Origin of the sequence: Streptomyces sp. NPDC088730, from assembly GCF_044751215.1 — a bacterium.
Taxonomy (GTDB): Bacteria; Actinomycetota; Actinomycetes; order Streptomycetales; family Streptomycetaceae; genus Streptomyces.
Map to the genome: position 1 here is coordinate 367,011 of NZ_JBIVLK010000007.1, position 24,976 is coordinate 391,986.

Annotated in this window: 24 protein-coding genes; 18 read left to right on the top strand and 6 right to left on the bottom strand. The window is 72.7% G+C overall.

Annotation, left to right across the window (positions count from 1 at the left end):
- Positions 1-41 precede the first annotated feature (41 nt).
- Genes ACIP89_RS23115 through ACIP89_RS23135 form a run of 5 tightly spaced genes read left to right on the top strand, consistent with a single transcriptional unit; the run spans position 42 to position 4,849 of the window.
- Positions 42-1,085: an ABC transporter ATP-binding protein gene (locus ACIP89_RS23115; RefSeq protein ID WP_402116447.1), complete on the top strand. Its 1,044-nt coding sequence runs from the start codon at positions 42-44 to the stop codon at positions 1,083-1,085.
- Positions 1,082-1,732 (top strand): ABC transporter permease, encoded by a 651-nt coding sequence (locus ACIP89_RS23120; protein ID WP_401928028.1) that lies wholly within the window; start codon positions 1,082-1,084, stop codon positions 1,730-1,732. The genes ACIP89_RS23115 and ACIP89_RS23120 overlap by 4 nt, the downstream gene beginning before the upstream one ends.
- Positions 1,733-1,738: 6 nt before the next feature.
- Positions 1,739-2,458 (top strand): ABC transporter permease, encoded by a 720-nt coding sequence (locus ACIP89_RS23125; protein ID WP_402116449.1) that lies wholly within the window; start codon positions 1,739-1,741, stop codon positions 2,456-2,458.
- Positions 2,455-3,384 (top strand): ABC transporter substrate-binding protein, encoded by a 930-nt coding sequence (locus ACIP89_RS23130; protein WP_401928024.1) that lies wholly within the window; start codon positions 2,455-2,457, stop codon positions 3,382-3,384. The genes ACIP89_RS23125 and ACIP89_RS23130 overlap by 4 nt, the downstream gene beginning before the upstream one ends.
- Positions 3,385-3,442: 58 nt before the next feature.
- Positions 3,443-4,849, top strand: a complete 1,407-nt coding sequence (locus ACIP89_RS23135) for a purine-cytosine permease family protein (RefSeq protein WP_402116450.1) — start codon at positions 3,443-3,445, stop codon at positions 4,847-4,849.
- 89 nt (positions 4,850-4,938) lie between these two features.
- Here the strand turns inward: ACIP89_RS23135 and ACIP89_RS23140 are convergent, their stop codons facing one another.
- The 4 genes from ACIP89_RS23140 to ACIP89_RS23155 all read right to left on the bottom strand — a co-directional run bounded on the left by ACIP89_RS23140 (position 4,939) and on the right by ACIP89_RS23155 (position 7,972).
- Complete coding sequence (locus ACIP89_RS23140) at positions 4,939-5,079, bottom strand: hypothetical protein (protein WP_402116451.1); 141 nt, start codon at positions 5,077-5,079, stop codon at positions 4,939-4,941.
- A gap of 338 nt (positions 5,080-5,417) precedes the next feature.
- Positions 5,418-5,888: a MarR family winged helix-turn-helix transcriptional regulator gene (locus ACIP89_RS23145; RefSeq protein ID WP_401929322.1), complete on the bottom strand. Its 471-nt coding sequence runs from the start codon at positions 5,886-5,888 to the stop codon at positions 5,418-5,420.
- 180 nt (positions 5,889-6,068) lie between these two features.
- Positions 6,069-7,109: a serine hydrolase domain-containing protein gene (locus tag ACIP89_RS23150; RefSeq protein ID WP_402116453.1), complete on the bottom strand. Its 1,041-nt coding sequence runs from the start codon at positions 7,107-7,109 to the stop codon at positions 6,069-6,071.
- Positions 7,109-7,972 carry an IclR family transcriptional regulator gene (locus tag ACIP89_RS23155; protein ID WP_401929326.1) on the bottom strand — a complete coding sequence of 288 codons (864 nt, stop codon included), beginning with the start codon at positions 7,970-7,972 and terminating at the stop codon, positions 7,109-7,111. The genes ACIP89_RS23150 and ACIP89_RS23155 overlap by 1 nt, the downstream gene beginning before the upstream one ends.
- 54 nt (positions 7,973-8,026) lie before the next feature.
- On the opposite strand from ACIP89_RS23155, the gene ACIP89_RS23160 reads away from it, so the two are divergent.
- From ACIP89_RS23160 to ACIP89_RS23180, 5 genes are read left to right on the top strand one after another with little or no spacing between them, the layout of a single operon-like run.
- Positions 8,027-9,601, top strand: coding sequence for an ABC transporter substrate-binding protein (locus ACIP89_RS23160; protein WP_402116454.1), 1,575 nt, complete (start codon positions 8,027-8,029; stop codon positions 9,599-9,601).
- The gene (locus tag ACIP89_RS23165; RefSeq protein WP_402116455.1) at positions 9,601-10,593 is read left to right on the top strand and encodes an ABC transporter permease; all 993 of its coding nucleotides are present in this window, start codon (positions 9,601-9,603) and stop codon (positions 10,591-10,593) included. Before ACIP89_RS23160 ends, ACIP89_RS23165 begins: the two co-directional genes overlap by 1 nt.
- A complete protein-coding gene (locus tag ACIP89_RS23170; protein WP_402116457.1) occupies positions 10,590-11,495 on the top strand; it encodes an ABC transporter permease in 906 nt (301 codons plus the stop codon). Before ACIP89_RS23165 ends, ACIP89_RS23170 begins: the two co-directional genes overlap by 4 nt.
- Complete coding sequence (locus tag ACIP89_RS23175; RefSeq protein WP_402116458.1) at positions 11,492-12,310, top strand: ATP-binding cassette domain-containing protein; 819 nt, start codon at positions 11,492-11,494, stop codon at positions 12,308-12,310. The genes ACIP89_RS23170 and ACIP89_RS23175 overlap by 4 nt, the downstream gene beginning before the upstream one ends.
- Positions 12,307-13,182, top strand: a complete 876-nt coding sequence (locus tag ACIP89_RS23180) for an ATP-binding cassette domain-containing protein (protein WP_402116459.1) — start codon at positions 12,307-12,309, stop codon at positions 13,180-13,182. The genes ACIP89_RS23175 and ACIP89_RS23180 overlap by 4 nt, the downstream gene beginning before the upstream one ends.
- A gap of 20 nt (positions 13,183-13,202) precedes the next feature.
- Here ACIP89_RS23180 and ACIP89_RS23185 read toward each other — a convergent pair whose 3' ends face one another.
- Positions 13,203-14,132 carry an ROK family protein gene (locus tag ACIP89_RS23185; protein ID WP_402116511.1) on the bottom strand — a complete coding sequence of 310 codons (930 nt, stop codon included), beginning with the start codon at positions 14,130-14,132 and terminating at the stop codon, positions 13,203-13,205.
- Positions 14,133-14,200: 68 nt separating this feature from the next.
- On the opposite strand from ACIP89_RS23185, the gene ACIP89_RS23190 reads away from it, so the two are divergent.
- The 6 genes from ACIP89_RS23190 to ACIP89_RS23215 all read left to right on the top strand — a co-directional run bounded on the left by ACIP89_RS23190 (position 14,201) and on the right by ACIP89_RS23215 (position 20,971).
- Positions 14,201-15,004 (top strand): creatininase family protein, encoded by an 804-nt coding sequence (locus ACIP89_RS23190; protein WP_402116461.1) that lies wholly within the window; start codon positions 14,201-14,203, stop codon positions 15,002-15,004.
- A gap of 41 nt (positions 15,005-15,045) precedes the next feature.
- On the top strand, positions 15,046-16,173 hold the full coding sequence (locus ACIP89_RS23195) for a mandelate racemase/muconate lactonizing enzyme family protein (RefSeq protein WP_402116463.1): 1,128 nt from the start codon (positions 15,046-15,048) through the stop codon (positions 16,171-16,173).
- Positions 16,170-16,589: a RidA family protein gene (locus ACIP89_RS23200; protein WP_402116464.1), complete on the top strand. Its 420-nt coding sequence runs from the start codon at positions 16,170-16,172 to the stop codon at positions 16,587-16,589. The genes ACIP89_RS23195 and ACIP89_RS23200 overlap by 4 nt, the downstream gene beginning before the upstream one ends.
- Positions 16,590-16,893: 304 nt before the next feature.
- On the top strand, positions 16,894-17,373 hold the full coding sequence (locus tag ACIP89_RS23205; protein WP_401929336.1) for a DUF6643 family protein: 480 nt from the start codon (positions 16,894-16,896) through the stop codon (positions 17,371-17,373).
- A gap of 360 nt (positions 17,374-17,733) precedes the next feature.
- Complete coding sequence (locus ACIP89_RS23210; RefSeq protein WP_402116466.1) at positions 17,734-18,342, top strand: hypothetical protein; 609 nt, start codon at positions 17,734-17,736, stop codon at positions 18,340-18,342.
- A 196-nt stretch (positions 18,343-18,538) separates the two neighbouring features.
- Positions 18,539-20,971 carry a right-handed parallel beta-helix repeat-containing protein gene (locus ACIP89_RS23215; RefSeq protein ID WP_402116512.1) on the top strand — a complete coding sequence of 811 codons (2,433 nt, stop codon included), beginning with the start codon at positions 18,539-18,541 and terminating at the stop codon, positions 20,969-20,971.
- On the opposite strand, the gene ACIP89_RS23220 is transcribed toward ACIP89_RS23215, so the two are convergent.
- Positions 20,931-23,303 carry a hypothetical protein gene (locus tag ACIP89_RS23220; RefSeq protein WP_402116514.1) on the bottom strand — a complete coding sequence of 791 codons (2,373 nt, stop codon included), beginning with the start codon at positions 23,301-23,303 and terminating at the stop codon, positions 20,931-20,933. The genes ACIP89_RS23215 and ACIP89_RS23220 overlap by 41 nt on opposite strands.
- A 187-nt stretch (positions 23,304-23,490) precedes the next feature.
- Between ACIP89_RS23220 and ACIP89_RS23225 the strand changes: the two genes are divergently transcribed.
- Positions 23,491-24,333, top strand: a complete 843-nt coding sequence (locus ACIP89_RS23225) for a DeoR/GlpR family DNA-binding transcription regulator (protein WP_401927988.1) — start codon at positions 23,491-23,493, stop codon at positions 24,331-24,333.
- Between the two features lie 76 nt (positions 24,334-24,409).
- Entirely contained in the window at positions 24,410-24,862 is a 453-nt protein-coding gene (locus ACIP89_RS23230) for an SRPBCC family protein (RefSeq protein WP_401927986.1), read from the top strand.
- The last annotated feature ends 114 nt before the right edge of the window (positions 24,863-24,976 follow it).

Here is a 24,976-nt window from a genome sequence, read left to right on the forward strand (position 1 = left end):
GAACTCTGCATGATGATATGCAGCCGGGCAAGGGACTCCACATGATCCAATTCGACACGGTCAACAAGCGCTTCCCGAACGGCACAACCGCGGTGCACGACCTCACGCTTGAGATGCCGGAAGGCGGCGTGACCGTCCTCGTCGGATCTTCCGGTTGCGGCAAGACAACAACGCTCCGCATGATCAACCGGATGGTCGATCCGACCTCCGGAACGATCAGGGTCAACGGCAAGGACGTCCTGGAGCAGGACGCCGCCGCGCTGCGCCGTTCCATCGGCTACGTGATCCAGCAGTCCGGGCTCTTCCCCCACCGCACGGTCCTGGACAACATCGCGACCGTGCCGCTGCTGCTCGGCTGGGGCCGGAAGAAGGCGCGGGCGCGGGCAACGGAACTCCTGGAGACGGTGGGCCTCTCCGCCGGCTCCGGGAAGCGCTACCCGCACCAGCTCTCCGGCGGCCAGCAGCAGCGGGTCGGCGTGGCGCGGGCGCTCGCCGCAGACCCCCCGGTACTCCTGATGGACGAGCCGTTCGGTGCCGTCGACCCCGTGGTGCGCACCCAGCTACAGGATGAACTCCTGCGTCTTCAGAAGGAGTTGAACAAGACCATCGTCTTCGTCACGCACGACATAGACGAGGCCGTCCGGCTCGGGGACCGCATAGCCGTCTTCCGTACCGGCGGCCACCTCGTCCAGTGCGCCGGTCCCGCCGAACTCCTGGCCCGCCCCGCGGACGCGTTCGTCGCGGACTTCCTCGGCGCGGAGCGCGGTCTGAAGCTGCTGTCGCTGACCGCACTGGCGGAGGTGCCCCAAGGGCCCGCTCCCGAGGGCACCCGTTGGCAGCTGACCCTCGACGCCGCCCGCAAGCCGCTGGCCTGGCGCGACACCGAGAGCGAGGCGCGGGCCCCGGTCCGGGCACTGCGCGGCACGGACTCGCTCCTCTCGGCCCTCAACGAATCGATCGCCGCTCCGAGCGGACTCGTCGCCCGGGTCGACGCGGAGGGCATCCTCACGGGTGTGACGTCCCGCGAGGACATCCACGACCACGCGGGACGCGTCCACAGCGCCGCGAGCACGGTGGGCGTGTGAGCATCGACTGGTCGTGGATATCCGACCACTCCGGTGATCTCGCGACCCTCGCCGTCTCCCACCTCCAGGCCGCCCTCACCGCCGTACTCCTGGGCCTGGTCGTATCGCTCCCCCTGGCCGTCCTCGCCCACCGGGTACGCAGACTTCGCGGACTGCTCCTCGGGCTGTCCAACATCCTGTTCACCATTCCGTCCATCGCCGTCTTCGTGCTCCTCCTGCCGGTCAGCGGGCTCACCCGCACCACCACCGTCATCGGTCTGACGATCTACACCCTCGTCGTGCTCCTGCGGAACACCGTCGAGGGCCTGGACTCGGTACCGGCCAGGACCAAGGAAGCCGCGAAGGCCATGGGGACCCGGCCGCTGCGCACCCTGCTCACCGTCGAACTCCCCCTCGCCCTGCCCGTGATCATGGCGGGCGTGCGGATCGCGACGGTCATGGCCATCTCACTGGTCTCCGTGGCCACGTACATCGGGGACGGCGGACTGGGCCAGCTCTTCACGGACGGCTTCCAGCGCGACTTCCCCACCCCCGTCATCGTCGGCGTGGTCCTGACCCTGCTCCTCGCCCTCGTCGCGGACGCGGTTCTCGTCGCCCTCCAGTACGTCCTGACCCCATGGACCCGCCGGCAGAAGCAGGGGGCCTGAGCGCTCATGTACGAACTCTTCAGGAACCTCGGCGCGTGGCTGGTCAGCGGGGAGCAGTGGACCGGGCCCGACGGCATCGGGCACCGCCTCGCGGAACACCTCCAGTACTCACTGCTCGCCACCCTGATCGCCGCCGCCATCGCGCTGCCGGTCGGCCTGCTCATCGGGCACACCGGGCGCGGCGCCTTCCTCGCGATCAACCTCTCCAGCTTCGGACGCGCACTGCCCACGGTCGGGCTCGTCGTGCTGGTCTTCCTCGCCAGCGGCCTCTCGATGTGGCCGGTCTACATCGCCCTCGTGGCGCTCGCCGTGCCCTCCATCGTCACCAACACCTACGCCGGGATGACCGCCGTCGACCCGGAGGTCCGGGACGCCGCACGTGGCCAGGGGATGCGCCGGCACCAGGTCCTCCTCCGGGTGGAGCTGCCCCTCGCGCTCCCGCTGATCATGACCGGGCTCAGGCTCGCCCTCATCCAGGTCGTCGCGACCGCCACCATCGCCGCGTACGTCTCCTTCGGCGGACTCGGCCGGTACGTCTTCGACGGGCTCGCCCAGCGGGACCTCGTACAGGTACTGGGCGGAGCCGTGCTCGTGGCGGTCGTCGCCGTCGTCCTGGACCTCGCGCTCTCCGTCCTGCAGCGCGCCCTCCTCCGCCCCCATCACCTCAGGGGGGCCGGAGATACCCCCTCCCGCCCCGCCAAGTCGTCCCAGGAGCACGCACGATGAACCGCAGAAACCTCCTCGGCGGGCTCCTCGCCGCCGCTTCCGTCCCCGCTCTCGCCTCCTGCAGCGGCGGCGTCACCTCGCTCGACGGGCAGGGGTCCGGCGGCGGGGGCGGGGGCTCCAGCAAGGACGGTGTCACCATCGGCACCGCCAACTTCACCGAGAACCAGGTCCTCGGGTACCTCTACGCCGCCGCGCTCGGAGCGGCCGGCGTGAAGACCAGGGTCCGCCCCAACCTCGGCACCCGCGAGATCCTCATCCCCGCCCTCAAGGGCGGCGACATCGATCTCCTGCCCGAGTACCAGGGCGCCCTGCTGCACTACCTCGACACCGAGTCGAAGGCCGCGGAGGAGGGCGAGATGCAGAACGCCCTCGCCGTGGCCCTCCCCGCCGGACTGCAGATCCTGCCGTACGGGCGCGCCGAGGACTCCGACGCCTTCGTCGTCACCCGGGAGACCGCCGCCGAGTACGGTCTCAAGTCGCTCGCGGACCTCGCCCGGCACAACGGCAAGCTCGTCATCGGCGCGGCGCCCGAGGTCAAGAAGCGCGAGGTCGGCGCGGTCGGCCTCAAGGACGTCTACGGCGTGGAGTTCAAGGAGTTCAAGTCCCTCGACTCCTCGGGGCCACTGGTCAAGGGGGCCCTGAAGAAGGGGGACGTGGACGTCGCGAACCTCTTCACCACCGACACCGACATCGCCGCCGAGCACTGGGTCGTGCTCACCGACCCCAAGAACCTGGTCCCGGGCCAGCACGTCGTCCCGCTCATCGCGGACCGCAAGGCCGACTCGACGGTCCGCAAGGCGCTCGCCCGGCTCGGCAACGCGCTCACGACCGAGGACCTCACCGAGCTGAACCGGCTGGTGGACAAGGACAAGAAGGATCCGGAGGACGTCGCGGGCGACTGGGCGGCACGGCACGGAATCAAGTAGCGCCCACCGCCGGAGCGCGAGGACAGGACACATCAACGAGAGGCCGGGTGACCGAATCATGGCAGCTGAAGACCTGGTGGAGCGGCGCTCCATCGACGTCGTCCCGGACGGCGAACGGCACGGAACCGCGTTCAGTCAGTTCACCCTCTGGCTCGGCGCGAACCTGCAGATCACCGCGGTCGTCACCGGCGCGCTCGCCGTCGTCTTCGGCGGCGACGTGGTGTGGTCGCTGGCCGGCCTCCTGCTGGGCAATCTGCTCGGCGGCGCCGTCATGGCCCTGCACTCCGCGCAGGGACCGAAGCTCGGTCTGCCGCAGATGATCCAGTCCCGCGCCCAGTTCGGGGTGCGCGGCGCGGTCGTACCCCTCCTCCTGGTCGTCCTGATGTACGTGGGTTTCTTCGCGAGCGGCAGCGTCCTCGCCGGACAGGCCACGGCCGAACTCACGCACACGAACGACACCACCGGCATCATCGTCTTCGCGGTGGTCACCGCGGTGGTGGCGGCGGTCGGCTACCGCGTGATCCATGTCCTGGGGCGGGTGGCGAGCGTGGTCTGTGCGCTGGCCTTCATCTACCTGGGTATCCGTCTGCTGGACCGCGTGGACCTGTCGGCGCTGCTCGGCGACGCGCACTTCGGTCTGCCGATGTTCCTGCTCGCGGTGTCGCTCTCGGCGTCCTGGCAGCTCGCCTTCGGGCCGTACGTCGCGGACTACTCGCGCTATCTGCCGCGTGAGACGTCCGGCCGGGCCACCTTCTGGTGGACCCTGTCGGGGTCGGCCGTCGGCTCGCAGTGGTCGATGACGTTCGGGGTGCTCGTGGCGGCGAGCGCGGGGGACGCTTTCCTGTCCAACCAGGTCGGATACGTGGTCGGCCTGGGCGGCGCGGGTCTGATCGCCTCGTTCCTGTACTTCGTGATCGCGTTCGGCAAGCTGACCATCAACGTGCTGAACACCTACGGCGGCTTCATGTCGATGGTGACCGGCGTCAGCGGATTCCGCGGCCAGAAGACGCTCTCGCAGCGCGGCAGGGCCGCGTACATCGCGGTGATCATGGTGGCGGGGACGGCGGTAGCGCTCCTGGGCAAGGACAGCTTCCTGACGTCCTTCAAGGACTTCCTGCTGTTCCTGCTGACGTTCTTCACCCCGTGGTCCGCGATCAACCTGGTCGACTACTACCTGATCTCGCGGGAGCGGTACGACATTCCGGCGCTCTCCGACCCCGGGGGCCGCTACGGCGCCTGGCGCTGGGACGCCCTCACGGTCTACGGGGTGGGCATCCTCGCCCAGCTCCCGTTCCTCGCGACGAACTTCTACACGGGGCCGCTGGTGGATCCGCTGGGCGGCGCGGACATCTCCTGGATCGTGGGCCTGGTGGTCCCGGCGGTCCTGTACTGGCTGCTGGCCCGCCGCGACACGTCACACATCCCCGGGGAGACGCGGTACACCCTGGCGCCTCCCCGGCAGTAGCGGTCCCGTGCCCGTGAGGCGATGACGGTGTCGCACTCCTCGCCGTTCTTGCTGTCGGTGGTGGTCCGCCGGTCCGGACCCCGGACGGGTCAGCGCAGTCCGAGATCGCGGTGCGCAGCCGGGCGGCGGCCAGCCGGAACTCGCGCGGTGCGCCGGTCGCCGGTCTCCTGCGCCATCGCGGCGGTGGCGAGATACCCGGCGTGGAAGAGGCAGTTGGTGGACAGGCACATCATCCGGTCCGTGCCGGGGTGGTCGAGTACGAACGAGGAGGGGTTGTCCGGATCGGCGGGCGGGGCGGGGTAGCCGGCGATGCCGTCCTGGAGGAACGCGGGCCCCTCGAAGAGCCCGTAGCGCTCCTCGTGGTGCTGATCGCGGCCGGCCCGCAGGGTGTTGACGGCGCGCTGGAAGGCATCGGTGAGGAACGCGCGGTCCCCGGTGACCAGGTAGTGGTGCCAGGCCGAGTACGGCGCCCGCCCGGAGCGGCCGCCGCCGTGGAGTCCGTACCCGGGGCCGGGCCCCGGGGCTGCTCAGGGCCGGAGCCGGAGCGGACGAGGCTTCCCGGCCCGCCTCACGACCGCAGGCGGCCCGCCGCCTCGGGGGTGAGGTGCCGGGCGAGCACGTCGAGGGCCTCCCCGACCTCGCGCAGCCGCTCGGGGTCGTCCGTACCGAGCGCGGTGGCCAGCGCGGCGTCGATCCCGGACGCCCGGACCTCGGACACCCGCTCCGACGTGTGGGGGGCCGTGCGGATCAACTGCCTTCTGCCGTCGGCCGGATCGGGCGCGGTCACGATCGAACCCGCGTCCTTCAGCCGGGCCACGGCTCCTGACACCTGGCTCTGGGGCAGACCCGTACGTACCGCGATCGCACTCACCGAGGTGTCCGGGTGGCCGAGGAGGTCGCTCAGCACGACGAGGGCGGCGCGGGTGCCGACCCCGTGGGAGCCGGCACCCGGCGGCAGCGCGGGAAGCGCCTCCTCCCCGATCTTCATGAGGGTCCGGCCGAGGAGGAACAGCTGGACCGGGGTCGTCGAGGAACTCATGGCCCGCACCCTACGCCGACCCCATCACTAACGATGCATCACCAACGATGGGGGCCCTGAACGCGCCGAGTGCGCGGAGACCTGAGCGCGCGGAGGCCGGTGTGCGCGGACCTGTCGGCGTGCACGGATCTGCCGGCGTGCACGGATCTGCCGGCGTGCGCGGACCCGCCGGCGCGGCGGTCAGGGGTGGACAGGGACCGCGTGGAACTCCCTTCGCAGAGGCACGAATCCGCGTTCGGCCCGGTCCGGGTGGACGCGGTTGGTCAGCAGGATCGCGTAGCGCGCCGCCTCCGGGTCGATCCACAGGCTGGTGCCGGTGAATCCGGTGTGCCCGTACGAGGCCGGCCCGAAGGTGTCGCCCACCGGCGACGTGTGCGGGTCCGTCCCCTGCCAGGCCAGGGCGCGGCGCAGGTTCAGGTGGTCGGTGCGGGGTGCGGTCATCAGCGCGAGGGTGTCCGGTGCGAGCAACGGGGGCCCGCCGCCGAGCAGGGAGCACGCGAGCCGTTCCATGTCGGTGAGGGTGGCGAAGAGGCCCGCGTGGCCCGCGACACCGCCGAGCACGACGGCGTTCTCGTCGTGCACCTCACCGGTCACGGTCCGGCCGCGCCAGGGGCAGTCCTCGGTGGCCACCGCACGGGCCCGCTGTTCCGGGCCGGGCCGGAAGCACAGGTCGGCCAGTCCGAGCGGCGTGCTGACGAACTCCGTCACCAGCGCGTCCAGGCTCCGGCCGGTGGCCTGTTCGGCGATGAGGCCGATCAGCATGAACCCCTGGGACGAGTACGCGACGTGCGTGCCGGGTGCGGCGGTGCGCCCCAGCGTCCCCAGCGCGGCGAGCAGCGACGCGCGGGTGGGGTGCTCGCGGTACAGGGGGACGCCGCCGGGCAGTCCCGAGGTGTGGTCGAGGAGTTGGGCGAGGGTGCGGTCGGCGTGCGGGCTGTCGCGGTACCGGTCCAGGTGATGGCCCACGGTGTCGTCGAGGCCGAGTACGCCCCGCTCGACCAGGGCCATGGCGACGAGGCCCACGATCGGTTTGGTCACCGAGGCGAGGTCCCACAGGTCGGTTCCGTCCAGCGGGGCGCCGCCGATGGCCCGGGTCCCGGTCCAGCCCCGGTCGTACGGTCCGTTCGCGTCCCCCAGGGACCAGGCGGCGCCCGAGTACAGGCCGCGCGCCCGCCCCTGTTCGAGGAGGTGCCGGCGTGCGGCGGCGTGGTGGGTACTCATCACTTGCGCCCCGTCCCCCGGTCCGGATCCGCCACCAGGCCGAGCCGTCCTCCCGGTTGTGCGGCCAGGCTCGCGGAGACCGCGGCCGCGGCGGAGCGCACCATCGGCCCGTACAGGCGCGCGGCCGCCTCGTCGAGGGTGAAGGCCAGTCCGGCGAGGACGAGCACGCCCACCGGACGGCCCGCGGCATCGCGGACCGGGGCGGCGAGTGCGCGGCGCTCCCGCCAGGGGTCGGCGCCGTCGAAGGCGTAGCCGTCGCGGGCGGCGGCGGCCAGCGCGGTGCGCGTCGCCCCGTCGACGGGGGCGCCGTCCGGTCCGGTCAGCAGGGTCTCGGTGTCCGCTGCGGGCAGGGCCGCCAGCAGAGCGAGTCCCGGGGCGCCCGCGGTGACGGGCTCACGTGTTCCGGGGCGCAGGTCGAGGGCGGGTCCCTGGGCGGGCGCGTGCACGCACAGGTGGACCAGGGTCCTGTCGTCGCGCACCGCGTACGAGGCGAACAGGCCGGTGCGGAGGCGCAGTTCCTCCAGGACCGGGCCGGCCCGGCGGGTGGCCGCGTCATCGGCGAGGACGCCCGCGGCGAGTCCGAGGAGGCGGGGCCCCGGGCGGTAGCTGCCGCCCGCGGCCGGTTCGGCGTAGCCGCCGGCCGCGAGAGCGCGCAGCAGGCGGTGCACGGTGGGTTTGGCGAGGCCCGTACGGCGGGCGAGGTCCGCGAGGCGGTGCGGTGCCCCGGTTTCCGCGAGGGCGGAGAGCACTTCCATGGCCTTGTCCACCGGGCCTGGCGCGGGTGGAAGGGCTGTCACGGCCGCCTCGTCGAGAGCGGTGGCGGACGTCTGCTGCTGCGAACGACTGTTGACCGGTTTCCCCATGGGGATTACCTTACCCGCACTGCATTCCATTCACCGGAACGAGTGTGTTGTTCAATGGAACGAATACGTGGAGGGCAAAGCGGCCCCCGCGCCGGCTGCTCCCGCCGCTCGGTGCTGCGGGCCGGCGCTCTGGCCGCCCCGGCCCTGGCCGCCCCCGCCCTGCTGACCGGGTGCGGGTCACCGCCGGCGGACGCAGCCGGCAACGTCCTGCGGGTGTCCCAGCCCGGGGATCCCAAGACGATGGACCCGCACAAGCAGGGCGACATGACGTCGATGAACGCCCTGATCAACATCTTCGACACGCTCACCTCCCTGGGCCGCGACAACACCCTGCGGCCACGGCTCGCGCTCTCCTGGAAGGCCGTCGGGGCCAAGGTCTGGCGGTTCGAGCTGCGGCGCGGTGTCACGTTCCACAACGGCGAGCCCTGCGACGCGCAAGCGGTCCGGTTCAGCATCAAGCGGTTGCTCGCCCCCGCGACCAAGTCACCGATCGTGGAGCTGCGTTACGTCGAGGACGTCACCGTCGTCGACCGGTACACGGTGGACCTGCACACCTCGGTGCACGACCCGATCCTGCCGGCGAAGCTGTCCCTGTTCGGCGGTGTGGTGGTGCCCCCTCGCTACCTGGACAAGGTCGGGGACGAGGGCTTCGCCGCACATCCCGTGGGCACCGGCCCCTTCGCGTTCCGCCGCTGGCAGCGCGACCACGAACTGCGGCTGCGCGCCTACGCCGGCCACTGGCAGGGCCGCCCGCACCTGGACGAGCTGGTCTTCGTCCCCGCCCCCAACTCCTCCTCCGCGCTGGCCGCCCTGCAGAGCGGCGGCGTGGACATCGTGGCCGGCATGACCCCGGACGCCGCCGAGCAGCTGGCCGGCTACCCGGGGGTGCGGATCGACCACCACACCGGCGTCCGGACCTCCTACCTGTCGCTCGACACCCTGTCGGACGGGCCGCTGCGCGACCGCCGGGTCCGTCGGGCGATCAACCACGCCGTCGACGTACCACTGCTCATCAAGGCGGTGCTCGGCGGCAACGCCACCGAGGTCCCCGCGATGATCCCGCGCGGGGCGTTCGGCTTCGACGAGACCGTGAAGCCCTACCTCCGCTCGGCCGCCAAGGCCCGCGCGCTGCTCGCCGAGGCCGGGCACCCCGACGGCATCAGCACCTCGCTCACCGCCTCCAACCTCGACGCGAACGTCGCCGAGGCCATCTCCGGGCTGCTCGCCCACGCCGGGGTGCGCGCCAAGGTGGATCTGCTCGACCCGGGCACCTACGCCCAGCGGCTGACCTCGGACAACCACGGCGCACTCGGCCCGATGTACCTGGCCGCGTCCACCGTGTGGACCCTGGACGGCGAGAGCATGCTCCAGTCCAACGTACGCAGCGACCGGCGCCAGAGCCGCTGGCACGACAAGCGCGCCGACAGGCTCGTGGACGCCGAGGAGCTGTCCGTGGATCCCGCCGTGCGGCGCCGCGCCTTCTCCGGTCTCCAGCAACTGATCAAGGACGAGGCGCCCTTCGTGCCCCTTTACCAGATCGACAACATCTACGTGCACAACACCCGGCCCAGCTGGACGCCCGGCGCCGCCGGGATCCTCGACATGGCGAGCGCGAAGGTGGCCGTGTGATGAGCGAGTCCCTGACCCTGCCCGCCAGGTCCGCCGGTCCGGCCGGGACGCCGGGCAGCCGCGTCGTGGCGGTGCTGCGCCCGGCCGCCGCCCGGCTGGGCACCGCGGTCCTGGTGCTGCTGTGCACCGCGACCGTCGCCTTCTTCCTGGTGCGGCTGTCCGGCGACCCGGTGAAGGTGATGCTGCCGCCGGACGCCAGCGCCCAGCAGGAGAGCGTGCTGCGGCACAGCCTGGGCCTGGACAAGTCGCTGTTCAGCCAGTACCTCGACTATCTGTGGGGCCTGCCGCGCTTCGACTTCGGCAACTCCCTCTTCTACAACCAGCCGGTGCGCCAGGTACTGGCCGACCGCATCCCGGCCACCCTGCTGCTCGCGGCGGGCGCCTTCGTCGTGACGCTGCTGATCGCGCTGCCCGCCGGGACGATCGCGGCGATGCGCCGGGGCAAGCCGGCCGACCGGGGCGTCATCACGGCCGTGCTCGTCGGCCAGTCCACCCCGCCCTTCTGGATCGGGATCCTGCTGATCCTGGTGTTCGCCGTCGGCCTGCACGCGCTGCCCGCCTCCGGCTACGGCACGTTCGCGCACCTCGTCCTGCCGGCGGTCACGCTCTCCGTCTACTCGGTCGCCGTCGTCGCCCGGCTGCTGCGCTCCTCCCTCATCGACGTGCTGGGCTCCGACCACATCCGTACGGCCCGCGCCCGCGGTCTCGGTCCGGTGCGCACCGTGCTGCGGCACGGGATGCGCAACGCGTCGCTGCCGGTGGTGACCGTCGTCGGCCTGGAGGTCGGCAGCCTGCTCGGCGGCGCGATCCTCACCGAGCAGGTCTTCTCCTGGCCCGGTGTCGGCCAGCTGACCGTGCAGGCCATCGCCAACCGCGACTTCCCCCTGGTCCAGGGCACGGTGCTGCTCTTCGCCGCCACGTTCGTCGTGGTGAACCTGCTCGTGGACCTGTCCTACGGCCTCCTCGACCCGAGGGTGAGGAACTCCCGATGACCACCACCGCCCCCGCGCCCACCGCCGCCGTCGCCCCGGCCGCCGCGAAGCAGCCGTCCGTATGGCGCTCGCTGCTGCGCAACCGGCTCGCCGCGGTCGCGCTCGTCCTCCTCGCGCTGATCATCGTGTGCGCGCTGTGCGCTCCGCTGATCGCGCCCGCCGACCCGAACGCCCAGAACCTCCTCGGCCGCCTCCAGCCGCCCGCCTGGCAGTCCGGCGGCAGCGGCGCCCATCTGCTCGGCACCGACCAGCTCGGCCGGGACCTGCTCTCCCGCGTCGTGTACGGGACCCGTGTCTCGCTGCTCGTCGGCGCCGGCGCCGCCCTGCTCGCGGGGGTCATCGGCACCGCGGCGGGCCTCGCCACCGGCTACCTCGGCGGCTGGACGGACCGCGTCGTGATGCGCGTCGCCGACGTCCAGCTCGCCTTCCCCGCGATCCTGCTGGCGCTCGCCGTCGTCGGTTTCGTCGGCTCGGGACTGGGTTACGTGATCCTGGTACTCGGCATCACCGGCTGGGTCTCGTACGCCCGCGTGGTGCGTTCGGAGGTGCTGTCGCTGCGTACCCGCGACTTCATCACCGAGGCGCGCGCCATCGGTGTCGACGACCTGACGATCATGCGGCGGCACCTGCTCCCCAACGTCATGGCGCCCCTCGCCACCATCGGCACCCTGCACATCGCGGCCGCCATCGTCGCGGAGGCCTCACTCAGCTATCTGGGCCTCGGTGTGCCGAAGGAGACGGTGACCTGGGGCGGCATGCTCGCCGACGGACAGCTGTACCTCGGCACCTCCTGGTGGATCGCCGTGTTCCCCGGTGTGGCACTGATGCTCACCTCCCTGGCCATCAACATCCTGGGCGACGCGCTGCGCGACGTCGCGGACCCGAAGGCGTACCGCCGATGACCCACTCCCCCGATGCCCCGCCCGTCCTCGAATTCCAGGACCTGCGCGTCGACTTCGAACTCGCCTCCGCCACCGTGCACGCGGTGCGCGGGGTGAACCTTTCCGTCGCCGCCGGTGAGACCCTCGCCGTCGTCGGTGAGTCCGGCAGCGGAAAATCCGCCACCGCCCTGTCCGCGATGCGCCTCAACCCCGAACCGCCGTGCGTGTACGCGGGCGGCCGGGTGCTCCTCGACGGAAGGGACGTACTGGCGCTGCCCGAGCGTGAGTTGCGCAAGGTGCGCGGCGCCGGGATCTCCATGGTGTTCCAGGACCCGATGACCAGCCTCGACCCGCTGCAACGGGTCGGCGCCCAGGTCGCGGAGGCGCTGCGGCTGCACGGCGACCACAGCCGCGCGGAGGCGCGGCTGGCCGCGCTGACGGCGCTCGACGAGGTCGGCGTCCCCGATCCGGAGCACCGCTACCGGCAGTACCCGCACGAACTGTCCGGCGGACTGCGCCAGCGCGTCATGATCGCCTCCGCGCTCGTGGCCCGGCCGCGCGTCCTGATCGCGGACGAGCCGACGACGGCGCTCGACGTGACCGTGCAGCGGCAGATCCTCGAACTGCTCGTCACGCTGCGGCGCCGGCACGGAATGGCCGTCCTGCTCATCACCCACGACCTGGGGGTGGTCGCGGAGACCGCCGACCGCGTGGCGGTCATGCGGCACGGCGAGGTCGTCGAGACCGGGGACGTGGACCATGTCTTCGCCCGCCCCGCCGCGCAGTACACCCGCGACCTGCTGGCCGCCACCCCCCGACTGGAGCCCGCCCCATGACCACCAGCGACCTTCTGGAAATCAGCGGACTGCGCAAGGAGTTCCCCGGCCGGCCGCCGAGCGTCGCCGTAGACGACGTCTCCCTCACGGTCCGCGAGGGCGAGACGTTCGCCCTGGTCGGGGAGTCCGGCTGCGGCAAGACGACGCTGACCCGGCTGCTGCTGCGCCTGCTGGAGCCCACCGCGGGCAGTGTGCGGTTCGACGGTACGGAGCTGCTGTCGCTGACCGGCGCCGAACTGCGGCCGCTGCGGAGGCAGATGCAGGTCGTCCTCCAGGACCCGTACTCCAGCATGAATCCGCGCATGCGCATCGCGGACATCGTCGGAGAGCCGCTCGTCACCCACGAGGAGTGGGCGCGCGGGCGGCGCGGCAGGGCGGCGGTACGCGAGCGGGCCGGCGAACTCCTGGACTCCGTAGGCCTGGACGCGGGCATCCTGGACCGCTATCCGCACGAGTTCTCCGGCGGGCAGCGCCAGCGCGTCTCCATCGCCCGCGCCCTCGCCCTGGAGCCGCGCCTGGTCGTCCTGGACGAGCCGACGAGCGCGCTCGACGTGTCCGTGCAGGCCCGCGTCCTGGACCTGCTCGCGGAGCTCCAGCAACGTCTGGGCCTCACGTACTTCTTCATCTCGCACAACCTGGCCGTCGTCGGGCAGATCGCGGACCGGGTCGCCGTGATGCGCGGGGGCCGCATCGTGGAGAGCGGCGACACCCGGCAGGTCTTCACGGAGCCGCGGGACGCGTACACCCGGCGCCTCCTGGACGCCGTGCCGGTCCCCGACCCCTCGCGGGGCCGCCGCGTCCGGGCGGCACAGGACGACACGGCGCGGGGTAACACGGCACAGGACGACACGGCGCGGGACGACGCGGCATGACCCCGCGACCGCCCGTGGCGCTAGCCTCCCGACAGGACCAGGCCCGCCGCACCGAGCAGCGCGCCCGTGTCGGCCGGCTCGCCGAGCACCACGGTGGGGGCCTCTCCGCCGCCGAGCTCATCGGCGCGCAGCAGGGTCTCGACCAGTTCACGGAACGGTTCGCCGCCGTCGAGCGCCTCGCCGTGCAGCACGAACAGTCCGCAGGCGAAGAGCTGCTGGACGGTGGCGAGGCCGAGCACCAGGTTCTCCGCGTACCGCACGACGAGTTCGCGGGCCGCCGGGTCGGCCGAGGCGAGCAGCGTGCCCGGCGAGACACCTCGGGGGTCCATGCCGAGCGCGGCGGCACGGTCGCGCAGCCAGCGGGTCGTCGCCACGGTCTTCCAGCAGCCGCGCCGGCCGCAGGTACAGACGTCGCCGCTGGCGGTGACCGTCATGTGGGCGCCGCTGCGGCCGCCGACCGGGGCGAGCACCTGACCGTCGTAGAGGATGCCGACGCCGAGCACCTCACCGGTCGCGACGGACGCGAAGGAACGCCGGCCGCGTCCCGCGCCGAACCACCGGTCCCCGAGGACCTGGACGCGGGCCCGGTGCTCGACCCGGACGGGCGCACCGGTCAGCTCCGTCAGCCGGTCCGCGACCGGGTAGCCGCGCAGCGCGGGCGCGTCGTTGACCTCGACGATCCGGCCGGCCGCCGGGTCGATCACCCCGGCGGCGGCCACGCCGACGCCCAGCGGGGCGTGGCCCGCGAACACCGCGGCAGCCTCCCGCAGCGCCTCGTCGACCACGCCCGGGTCGGCGCTGCCCGCGTCGAAGCGGGCCTGCGCGCGTTCCCGTACGACCCCGGTGCGCTCCAGCAGCGCGGACCGCACCAGACCGGGCAGCACCTCGACGGCGCCCAGCACACCGACGCCCCGCCCGGCCGGCTCCTCCGGCCGCGGATCGGGTACCAACCGCAAAGGAATACGTTCATGCGCCATGCGCCGACTCTGTCATGCCACCGAACCGGGGAGACAGCGGCATGACCCACCGGAATCTGACCGAGAGCACCTGGCGCGAGACCCGCGCGGCGGCGGCCGGCTCGATCGCGATCCTGCCGATCGGCTCGCAGGAGCAGCACGCCGAGCACCTGCCGATGGGCACCGACACGATGCTCGCGGACGCGGTGGTCTCCCGTGCCCTGGCCGTCCTGGCGGAGCGGGCCGCCGCCGGTGCTGACGTGCCCGGTACGGTCCGGCTGCCCACGCTGCCGTACGGGCACAGCCCGCACCATCTGTTCGCCGCGGCACTGACCCTGTCGGCCCCGGTGCTCGGCGCCGTCCTGGACGAACTGCTGGACTCGCTGGCCGCCTGCGGCTACCGCCGGGTCCTCGTCGTCAACGGCCACGGCGGCAACGACGAGATCATGCGCCTCGCCGTCAAGCGGTTCGCGCTGCGCGCCGAGGTGACCGCGGCGGCCTGCTCGTACTGGACGCTCACCGACACCGGGGAGCCCGGGGAGGGTCCGGAGGAGGACGGGGACAGCGGGCTGATCCCCGGGCACGCAGGCTGGTTCGAGACCTCGCTGATGCTCGCCGCCCGGCCCGAACTGGTGCGGACCGGGCGGGCCGGACGCGAGCCCGTCGACCCGCCGCCGCTGTTCGACAAGCCGCCCTATCCCGGTCTGACCGTGGAGCGGCACGGCGAGTGGGAGCGGGTGGGCGGCTCCACCGACGACGCGTCCGGAGCCGACGCCGTGAGCGGGGCCCGGCTGCTGGAGCGCCGTGCCCTCGGGCTGGCGCGCGCCGTACTCGCCTTCGACGCCGCCACCCGCCCCACCGCGTGACCCGCCCACGAGCCGCCCCCACCGAGAGGAAACCGCACTCCATGAAGATCACCGAGGTCGACGTCCAGGTCGTCAACCTTCCCCTGGTCAACCCGTTCACCAGCTCGTTCGAGACGAAGACCGGGGAGACGCGCACCGTGGTGCGGATCAGGACCGACTCCGGCGTCGAGGGGTGGGGCGAGACGATGTGGGGCCGGCCGGTCGCCGCGATCGTCCGCGACCTCGCGGCGGACCTGATCGGGACGAGCCCCTTCGCCCTGGAGTCCTTCCACCGCCGCCACCACATGGTGCCGTTCTTCTACGGCTACCTCGGCTACGCGGCGCTCGCCGCGCTCGACGTCGCCTGCTGGGACGCCATGGGCAAGGCCACCGGCCAGTCGGTCACCGACCTGCTGGGCGGCCGGGTCCGCGACGAGGTGCCGCTGACCGCGCTGATCACCCGCGCCGACGCGCCCGGCGCCCGCCCCGCGGAGCTGCCGGGGGCGCTGGCGGAGCACACCGTGCGGGTGGTGGCGGAGGGCGGCTTCAGCGCCGTGAAGCTCAAGGGCACCAAGGACGTGGAGGGCGATGTCGCCGTCCTGCGCGCGGTGCGCGAGGCGCTGCCGGACGTGAACCTGCGTGTCGACCCGAACGCGGCCTGGTCGGTGCCGGACTCGGTCCGGGCCGGCATCGCCCTGGAGGAGCTGGACCTGGAGTACCTGGAGGACCCGTGCGTCGGGATCGAGGGCATGAGCCAGGTCCGCCAGAAGGTCCGCATCCCGCTGTGCACCAACATGTGCGTGGTGCGTTTCGAGGACTTCGCGCCGGCGATGCGGCTGAACGCCGTCGACGTGATCCACGGTGACGTGTACAAGTGGGGCGGCATCGCCCCGACCAAGGCGCTGGCCGCGCACTGCGAGACGTTCGGGCTCGGCATGAACCTGCACAGCGGTGGCGAGCTCGGCATCGCGACGGCCGCGCACCTCACGGTGGTGGCCTCCACGCCGGTGCTGTCGCGCGCCATCGACTCCATGTACTACCTGCACGCGGACGACATCATCGAGCCGCTCACCCTGGAGAACGGCCGGCTGCGGGTGCCGGAGGGTCCCGGACTGGGCGTCACCGTCGACGAGGACAAGCTGCGCCACTACGCCGGCGTCAACGAGCGCGAGGGGGACCTGACCCGATGAGCACCCCTCCCCGGCCCGCCGCGGCCCCCGTCAAGCGCGCCGTGCACAGCGACCGCACGCCTCCCCCGGCCGGCGGCTACAGCAAGGCGATCGCCGCCGGGCCGTACCTGTTCACCTCGGGCCTGGGCCCGCAGGACCCGGTCACCGGGGCGGTGGCCGACACCGTCCGGGAACAGACCCGCCAGGTCCTGGCGAACCTCCGCGCCCTGCTCCGGGCGGACGGCCTCGACCTGGACGACGTGGTGAAGTCGACGGTCCACCTCCAGCACCTGCACCGGGACTTCGCGGCGTACGACGAGGTCTACCGGGAGCACTTCAGCGATCCGCGCCCGGTGCGCACCACCGTCGGCTCCGACCTGATGGACATCCTCGTGGAGATCGACGTGGTGGCGCTGCGGCACGACCCGGCCGTCTGACCGGTCGCCGAGGCGGCAAGGGAGTGAGCGGGGCCGTCCACCGCGGCGGCCCCGCTCACTCCCTTTCCTTGAGTGGTTCATGACCATCGGGCCGCCGAACTCCCTTAGCCGGGCGGCCTGCTCGCTAATCCCGATTTGACCAAGTCCTATTCACGTCCTGCGGAACCGCCGACCGAAAAGGCCCCTCTGTTAACGAAGGCTTTAACAATGTTCTGGCAGGTCAGGAGGGCAGAATCAGCGTAAAACGGATAACCCCGAGATTGGGACTCCCCAATCGGCACATCGTGGGCTTAACTTAGGTGGCATGACCTCCCCTCGCTCCACCTACGGTGGTGGCTACTACGCCGCACCGTCGTTCCCCGACACTCCGATCTACGACTCCCTGGTCGCGGAGCGGGGCACCCCTCAGATCGCGCCGATCCGGGTACCGGCCGCCTATGACACCGGCAGCAGCTATCTGCCGGCACTCCCGTCGGCTCTGCCCGCCCTTCCGTCGGCGCCTTCCCAGCCGGCTCCGTCGTACGGCTACCCGCAGCCGGCCGCCCAGCAGGGCTACGCGCCGATGCAGCCGGCCCACCTGCAGCACGCCCCGGCGCCGTACATCCCGCAGCAGCCGGCCGCGAGCCGCGGCGGCTACCAGTCGCCGCCGCAACAGCCTCAGCAGCCGCGGCCCGCGCCGGGTACCGGCTACGAGTCGATGCGTCCGGCGTCGCCGCGTCCGGTTCCCGCGCAGTCGCCGTACGAGGACCCGTACAACCGCCCGTACCAGGGCCGGGGGTACTAGCGGACCCGAGGTACCAGCACCCGGGGGCGTCAGGGACGTCCTGACGGGGTAACGCCGCACCGACGGCGGGCTGTCGGCGGCGGCTGGCAGAATGGACGCATGCGCCCTGCCGTACCCCGTGCCGTCCACAGCCGCCCGTTCGGAGTGCCGGCGGCACCGGCGGCCGGTGAGAGTGCAGTCGAGCCATGGGGACTCGACGGCGGCTCTCGCCGGATGCCCGTGACGAACCGCCCCCCGCTGCCGGGAACTCCCGAAGCGGGCCGGTGCGTTGGGCGGGGTGAGGTTGTTCTCTCCTGGTCGCTCCGGCGCGCGGACCGCACCGTATCGGGTTAAGACGGATACGGAAGGGGGTGCAGGACTGTGCGGGCACTTTCGGGAGTCTGGCGTTGGCGGCACAATCCCCTGCGCCGTGCCACGGACCGGCACGAGGCGTGGGTGGCCCTGGTCGCGTTCGTGCTGCTGGTGCTGGCGGCGCCGGCGTCCGGCTGGTTCTTCGGTTCGCGCGTCGACGGCGCGTTGCAGCAGTCCGTCTGGGCCCAGCAGGCGCGGACCCATCTCACCACCGCCGTCGTGGTGCGCCGCTCCACGGCTTCACGGCACTTCGTCGCCGACCCGGAGGTCTCCACCGACCGCGCGGCCATGACCACGGTGCTGGCCCGCTGGCACGCACCGGACGGCACGGCCCGCAGCGCCACGGTGACGACCTACTCGCGCAACACCGCTCCGGGGGCCCCGGTCAGGATCTGGACCGGCCCTGAGGGGCATCCCGCGCCGCGCCCCATGGACGCGCCGACGGCGCACACCCATGCCGTACTCGCCGGGCTCGGTGCCACCATGCTCACCGCCCTGCTGACCGAGGCCGGGCGCCGGCTGACCGTCTGGCGCATGGTCCGGCAACGCTACGAGCGGCTCGACCGGGCCTGGGCCAAGGCCGGTCCGGACTGGGGCAGGACCGGTACCGGCAGCTGAGCCGGGTCCGGCCCGCCGGGGAGGCTTTGCCCGTCACGGCACCGCGAGGCTGCCGATCAGGTCAACTCCCGCCCTCCACGCGCGCTACGGTGGACCGGCCGCCTCTCACTTCGGCGGGGCGGACTCTGGGTGGTCACTGCCGCGAGGCCGGTGACCAGGGCATCACACACGCACGAGGCGGGGGCACGTCAGCGCCATGGCACAGGGCACGGTCCAGGTGACGCACACCGGCACATCGCGGTGGCGGCGCCGCACTGGCGAATACGCCTCCCTCACCGCGGCGCTGGAAGCGGCGGCGGACGGTGATGTGCTCACCGTCGCGCCGGGCACCTACCGGGAGAACCTCGTCATCGCCCGCGCGGTGACGCTGCGCGGGCCGGAAGGCTCCCTCGGTTCCGTGCGGATCGCCCCCGTCGACGGCGTACCGCTGACGCTGCGCGCCTCCGCCGTCGTCCAGGATCTCCATGTCGAGGGCCAGGACTCGGCGGCCCCCGCCCTGCTGGTCGAGGAAGGCGCGCCGGAACTCGCGGACCTGCGGATCGTGACCCGCTCGGCCGCCGGCCTGGAGGTGCGCGGCTCGGCCCGGCCCACCGTGCGCCGCTGCACCGTCGACAACCCGGCCGGCGTCGGTATCGCCGTACTCGACGGCGCGGGCGGCGTGTTCGAGGAGTGCGAGATCGTCTCGGCCGGTCAGTCCGGCGTCTCGGTGCGCGACGGCGCGCACCCCCGGCTGGAGCGCTGCCGTATCCACCACTCCTCCGGGGCGGGGCTGTCCGTCACGGGCGAGGGCAGCGGCCTTGAGGCGGTCGGCTGCGAGATCTACGAGATCAAGGGCAGCGGAATACAGGTGGCCGCCCGCGCCTCGGCCCACCTCACCGACTGCACCGTGCACCGCACCTCCGCGGACGGGGTCACCCTCGACACCGACGCGGTGCTCACGCTGGCCGACTGCGACATCCACGACATCCCGGAGAACGCGGTGGACCTGCGTTCGCGCTCGGTCCTCACCCTGACCCGCTCCACGGTGCGCCGGTTCGGCCGCAACGGGCTCTCGGTCTGGGACCCGGGCACCCGGGTCGACGCGAACCAGTGCGAGATCCACGACAGCACGGGCGACTACCCGGCGGTCTGGGTCAGCGACGGTGCGACGGTGATACTGGACTCCTGCCGCGTACACGACGTGCCGGACGCCATCTTCGTGCTCGACCGGGGCTCACGCGCCGACGTCGTGGACAGCGATCTCTCCCAGATCCGCAACACGGCGGTGTCGGTGAGCGACGGGGCGACGGCGCAGCTCGACGACTGCCGGATCCGTGAGACGTCCACCGGCGCCTGGTTCCGGGACCACGGGAGCGGCGGCACCCTGAACAACTGCACCATCGATGCCGCCCAGACGGGCGTGATCGTCACCAAGGGCGCCGATCCGACGATCGAGCGCTGCACGGTCACCTCGCCCGCCGAGGCCGGCTTCTACGTGTCGGCCGAGGGCCGCGGCACCTTCCACGGCTGCCGGGTCACCGGCAGCGAGGGCTACGGCTTCTACGTGATGGACGGCTGCCGCACGACGCTGACCCGCTGCCGCACCGAGCGCTGTGCCCGCGGGGGTTACGAGTTCCCGGAGGGCGGTGCCCAGAGCGACGGGTCCGGCACCGGCCCGGTCGTGGAGGACTGCACCAGCGACGAGAGCGCGCTGCGCACCGCCACTCCCCCGCCGCCGGCCGTCCTGACGGCGACCCAGACGACCCCCGGGCTGCTCGGGGCCGTCCCCGCTCCGCGCGCGGTCGAGCCCGTCACGGTGGAGCCGCCGGCCGCGCCGGTGCGCACCTCCGCGGCGGTGCTGGGCGAGCTGGACACGCTGGTCGGGCTCGACAGCGTCAAGCGCGAGGTGCGGGCCCTCACCGACATGATCGAGGTGGGGCGACGACGGCAGCAGGCCGGTCTGAAGGCCGCCTCTGTCCGCCGCCACCTCGTCTTCACCGGCTCCCCCGGTACCGGCAAGACGACGGTGGCCCGGCTGTACGGCGAGATCCTGGCCGCCCTCGGTGTGCTGGAGCGGGGCCATCTGGTCGAGGTGTCCCGGGTCGATCTGGTCGGCGAGCACATCGGCTCGACCGCCATCCGGACCCAGGAGGCGTTCGACCGGGCGCGCGGCGGGGTGCTGTTCGTCGACGAGGCGTACGCGCTGTCCCCCGAGGACTCCGGGCGGGACTTCGGCCGCGAGGCGATCGACACGCTCGTGAAGCTGATGGAGGACCACCGGGACGCGGTGGTCGTCATCGTCGCCGGGTACACCCACGAGATGGAGCGGTTCCTCACCGTCAACCCCGGTGTGGCGTCCCGTTTCTCACGGACGATCACCTTCAGTGACTACGAGCCGCGGGAGCTGCTGCGGATCGTCGAGCAGCAGACGGAGGAACAGGAGTACAGCCTGGCCTCCGGGACCGACGAGGCGTTGCTGAAGTACTTCACCGAGCTCCCCAAGGGTCCCGCGTTCGGCAACGGCCGCACGGCCCGCCAGACCTTCGAGTCGATGGTGGAACGGCATGCGGGCCGGGTCGCCCAGCTCGCGGAGACGAGCACGGACGACCTCACCCTGCTGTACCCGGAGGACCTCCCGGAACTTCCCTGAGCTCCTGGCGGGGCTCGCCGGCCTGCTGGGGCAGGTGCGGGGTCAGCCGTTCCAGGAGCGCGGCCCGTTCCTGGGCGAAGACCGGGTCGGCCTGGTAGTCGGAGTGGCCCAGCACCGGCTCGGGCAGCGGGTGCTCGGGGGTGCGCCCGTAGACCAGCGGGTCCTTCAGCGGGCCCCGGTCCACCTCGGGCCCGGACTCCTCGCCGAGCCGGATCTCGCCGCCGATCGGGTCGGTGGCCCGCCACAGGTTGCGCCAGCAGTGCACCGAGCGGTGCAGACCGTGCAGCTGGACAGGGCCGAAGTAGGCCGGGAACCAGCGACCGTAGAGCCGCTCGATCGGTGATCCGTAGGTCAGCAGGGCGACCCTGCGCCGGGTTCCGGCGGGCAGCTGCCAGACCGCGGACGCGGCCAGGACGCTGCCCTGGGAGTGGCCGGAGATGACGAGCCGGCCCCGGGTCCTCGCCGTCCAGCCGGACATGCGTGAGGCCAGGTCGGGGACGGCGCGCTCCGCGTAGCAGGGCGGTGCGAAGGGGTGTGCGGCGCGCGGCCAGAACGTACCGACGTCCCAGAGGATGCCGATGGTGCGCCGGGCGGAGGCGTCCCGGTAGGCGCGCCGGCCGCAGGCGACGAAGACCAGGAAGCCGAAGCCGATCATCCAGGAACCGGTCGACTGGGCCGCCTCCGCCACCGATTCGACGAAGGGGCTGCTGCCGTCCATCGCGAGTCCTGGCACCTGCCCGCTCGCCCAGGCCCCGCCGACCGCCGCGGCGCCGAGCAGCAGGGTGGCGCCGGAGACCAGGCCGACGATGCCGGGCGCGGAGTCGGTGAGCGCGGCCGTGGCGCGGGTCCGGGCGATCTGCTTGGTACGGGCGGGGTCGGGCCGCCGCTCCTCGTACTCCGCGTCGACCACGGGCTCCAGGCGGCGGGCGACGAGGTAGGTCCGTACGCCGAGGGCGATCCCGGGAAGCAGGAGCAGCACCAGCAGCACGGGGATGACGGAGGCCTGCCAGCTGAGCAGGACCGGCGGCCCCTCTATGACGGCGCTGCGGCCCATGCCGGGGCTGCCGGGACCGTCGAGCCAGTCGGCCACCCGCTGGGCCACCCCGCCGGTCATCACGCCGCCGAGCGCGCAGGCGAGCATCGCGACCGAGGGGCCGCCGAGTCCGCGCATCACGGTGCGCGGCTCGGGGCTGCGCCGGTACAGGCGCCACGCCACCGCGGCCAGCGCGACGACGAAGGCGCCCTGGGCGAGGGTGACGACGCGGAAGGTGACGTCGCCGGGGAGGGTGCCCGCGGAGGCCCAGCCGGGGCGGGACCAGGCGGCGTGCACGGAGGCGAGGACGAGCAGGGTCAGCGCGGCCCCGGGCAGGTAGGTGATGACGGCGCGGTCGAGCCGGTTGTCGAGGCGCCGCTCGCTGCGGCCGCGCCGGCAGACGACCCAGAGCACCACGAGCATGCCCAGCACCAGCAGCGCCTCGATCAGGCGGCCGTACAGGGCGGGGACCGGGCCGTCCGCGACCCGGTCGTGCCGGGCCGCGGCCCCCGCGACCGAGGCGGTGACGGTCAGGAACCCGGCGGCGGTGTGGGCGGCGCGCAGCCGGGCGACGAGCCGGCGCCCGAACCAGAATCCGGGGCGCCCGAGCGCGGGCCGCAGGGGCTCGGCGGGGGCGGTCCCGGCGCCGTCGTCGTCAGGGACGGTGCCGGTCAGCGGGCGCTGGGACTCGTAGGCGCTCCAGGTGCGGTTGGACAGATACCAGAGCAGTCCCACCAGCGCGGTGGGAACCAGGGCCGCGAGGGCGAGCCGGCGGCCGGGCTGGGACCACCAGCCGCCCTGGGCGGCGGACAGGAATCCCAGCCACGAACGCTGGTCCGAGCAGGCAGCCACACCGGCGCACTGCCAGGCGGTCAGGTCGAGCGCGACCTCGCAGGCCGCGGCGGTCAGCAGGACGGTGAGGCTCAGCGCGACCAGCCGGACCAGTGCCCCGTAGAGCCGGACGGTGCGGGGGCGGCCGGTGGCGGCCGGGCGCATCCAGTGAGCGAGGTTGATCACCATGAACGGGAGCAGCAGGAGCCACAGCGCACGGGAGCCGTTGCCGGAGGTGAGGTTGGACCAGCAGTAGGCCTCGGGGATGGGCCGGTCCCGGTACCGCTCGGGGTGCTGCTCCGCGTCGATGTCGGCGGGGCGCCGGTAGATGGCGGCGGTGGCGTCACCGGTGACGCGGACCGTGCGCGGGTCGGCGAGCATCTCCTGGGGCGTGGTTCCGCCCACACCGTGGACCAGCAGTTCCAGCGCTGGCCCGGTGCTCTGCGGGGCCTGGGTGGGAGGGGGCACTGCGGTGACTCGCTCTCGGAGTGGGGGGAAGGCGGCTGATGGCCGGTCACCAGAGTCGCGGCCGGGCGGCGGTGTCCGTGCCGCTCTCACGAAATCTCCCCAGTGCGGCGGCCCGCGACACCGCGTGGCAGGATGAGCCCGTCCGAACGGACTCCTGCACGGCCACAGGGAAGGACCGGACCCGGCGTTGAGCGAGAATCAGAATCTGCTCGCGGAGCAGCGGCGCGCGCTGATCCTCGACGAGGTGCGCAGGCGCGGCGGGGTCAGGGTCAATGAGCTGACCCGCAAACTGAGCGTCTCCGACATGACCGTCCGCCGGGATCTGGACGCGCTGGCCCGGCAGGGGGTCATCGAGAAGGTGCACGGCGGCGCCGTGCCGGTGGTCGAGGCCAGTACGCACGAGCCCGGTTTCGAGGCGAAGTCGACGCTGGAGCTGACCGCCAAGGAGGACATCGCGCGGGCTGCCGCCGCGATGGCCGTGCCCGGCAGTGCGATCGCGCTGTCCGGCGGCACCACGACCTACGCGCTCGCGCAGCACCTGCTGGACGTACCGGACCTGACGGTGGTGACCAACTCGGTGCGGGTCGCCGACGTGTTCCACGCGGCGCAGCGCCCGGGATCACCGGGTGCCCGGCCGGGTGCCGCGACCGTGGTTCTCACGGGCGGGGTGCGGACGCCGTCCGACTCGCTGGTCGGCCCGGTCGCGGACCAGGCGATCGTCTCGCTCCACTTCGATGTGCTCTTCCTCGGTGTGCACGGCATCTCGGTCGAGGCCGGCCTGTCCACGCCGAATCTGGCGGAGGCCGAGACGAACCGGCGTTTCGTCCAGTCGGCGCGGCGTGTGGTGGTGGTCGCGGACCACACCAAGTGGGGCACGGTGGGGCTGAGTTCGTTCGCCACGCTGGAGCAGGTGAACACGTTCGTGACGGACGCGGGCCTGGCGGAGGAGGCCCGCGAGGAGATCGAGGAGCACCTGCCCGGTCTGGTGGTCGCGGGCCGGGACGCCGACGGCGGGCCGGGCCGGGACTGAGCCGGGGTTCGGCCAGGACCACAGCCCCGGATTCCGCTCAGCTCGCGGGAGGCCCGGCACGGCCTAGGATCGGGGGGTGGCCGTCTTCCGGATCGAGCGCTTCACCCCTCTGCCCGCAGCCGAGTCCTGGCGCCGGGTGACGGACTGGGAACGGCACGCCGCGCAGGTCCCGCTGACCACGATCACGGTGCCCGCGGGGACGCCGACCCGGACCGGGACGGTCTTCGTGGCACGCACCGGGGTCGGTCCGCTGGCGTTCGACGATCCGATGGAAGTGGTCCGGTGGTCACCGCCGTCCGGCAGCCGGGCGGGGATGTGCCGTCTGGAGAAGCGCGGCCGGGTGGTGCTGGGCCGGGCCTCGATCGATGTATATCCCACCCATGCCGGCTCCCACGTGGTGTGGGTGGAGGAGCTGAGCGTGCGGCTGCTGCCGAGGTGGGGCGATCCGCTGATCTCCGGGGCGGGGCGGCGGATCTTCGGCCGGGTGCTCGACTCGATGCTCGACCGGCCGGCGCAGGGCCATCAGTGACCGGTGGCCGGATCCGCGCGGTGCCGACGGGTGCCCTGAGCAGGTGATGTGACCGTCACACGATCGAGTCGTTTGTCGGTGTGACGGTTTCCGCCTACGGCTCAGGAAGCATCG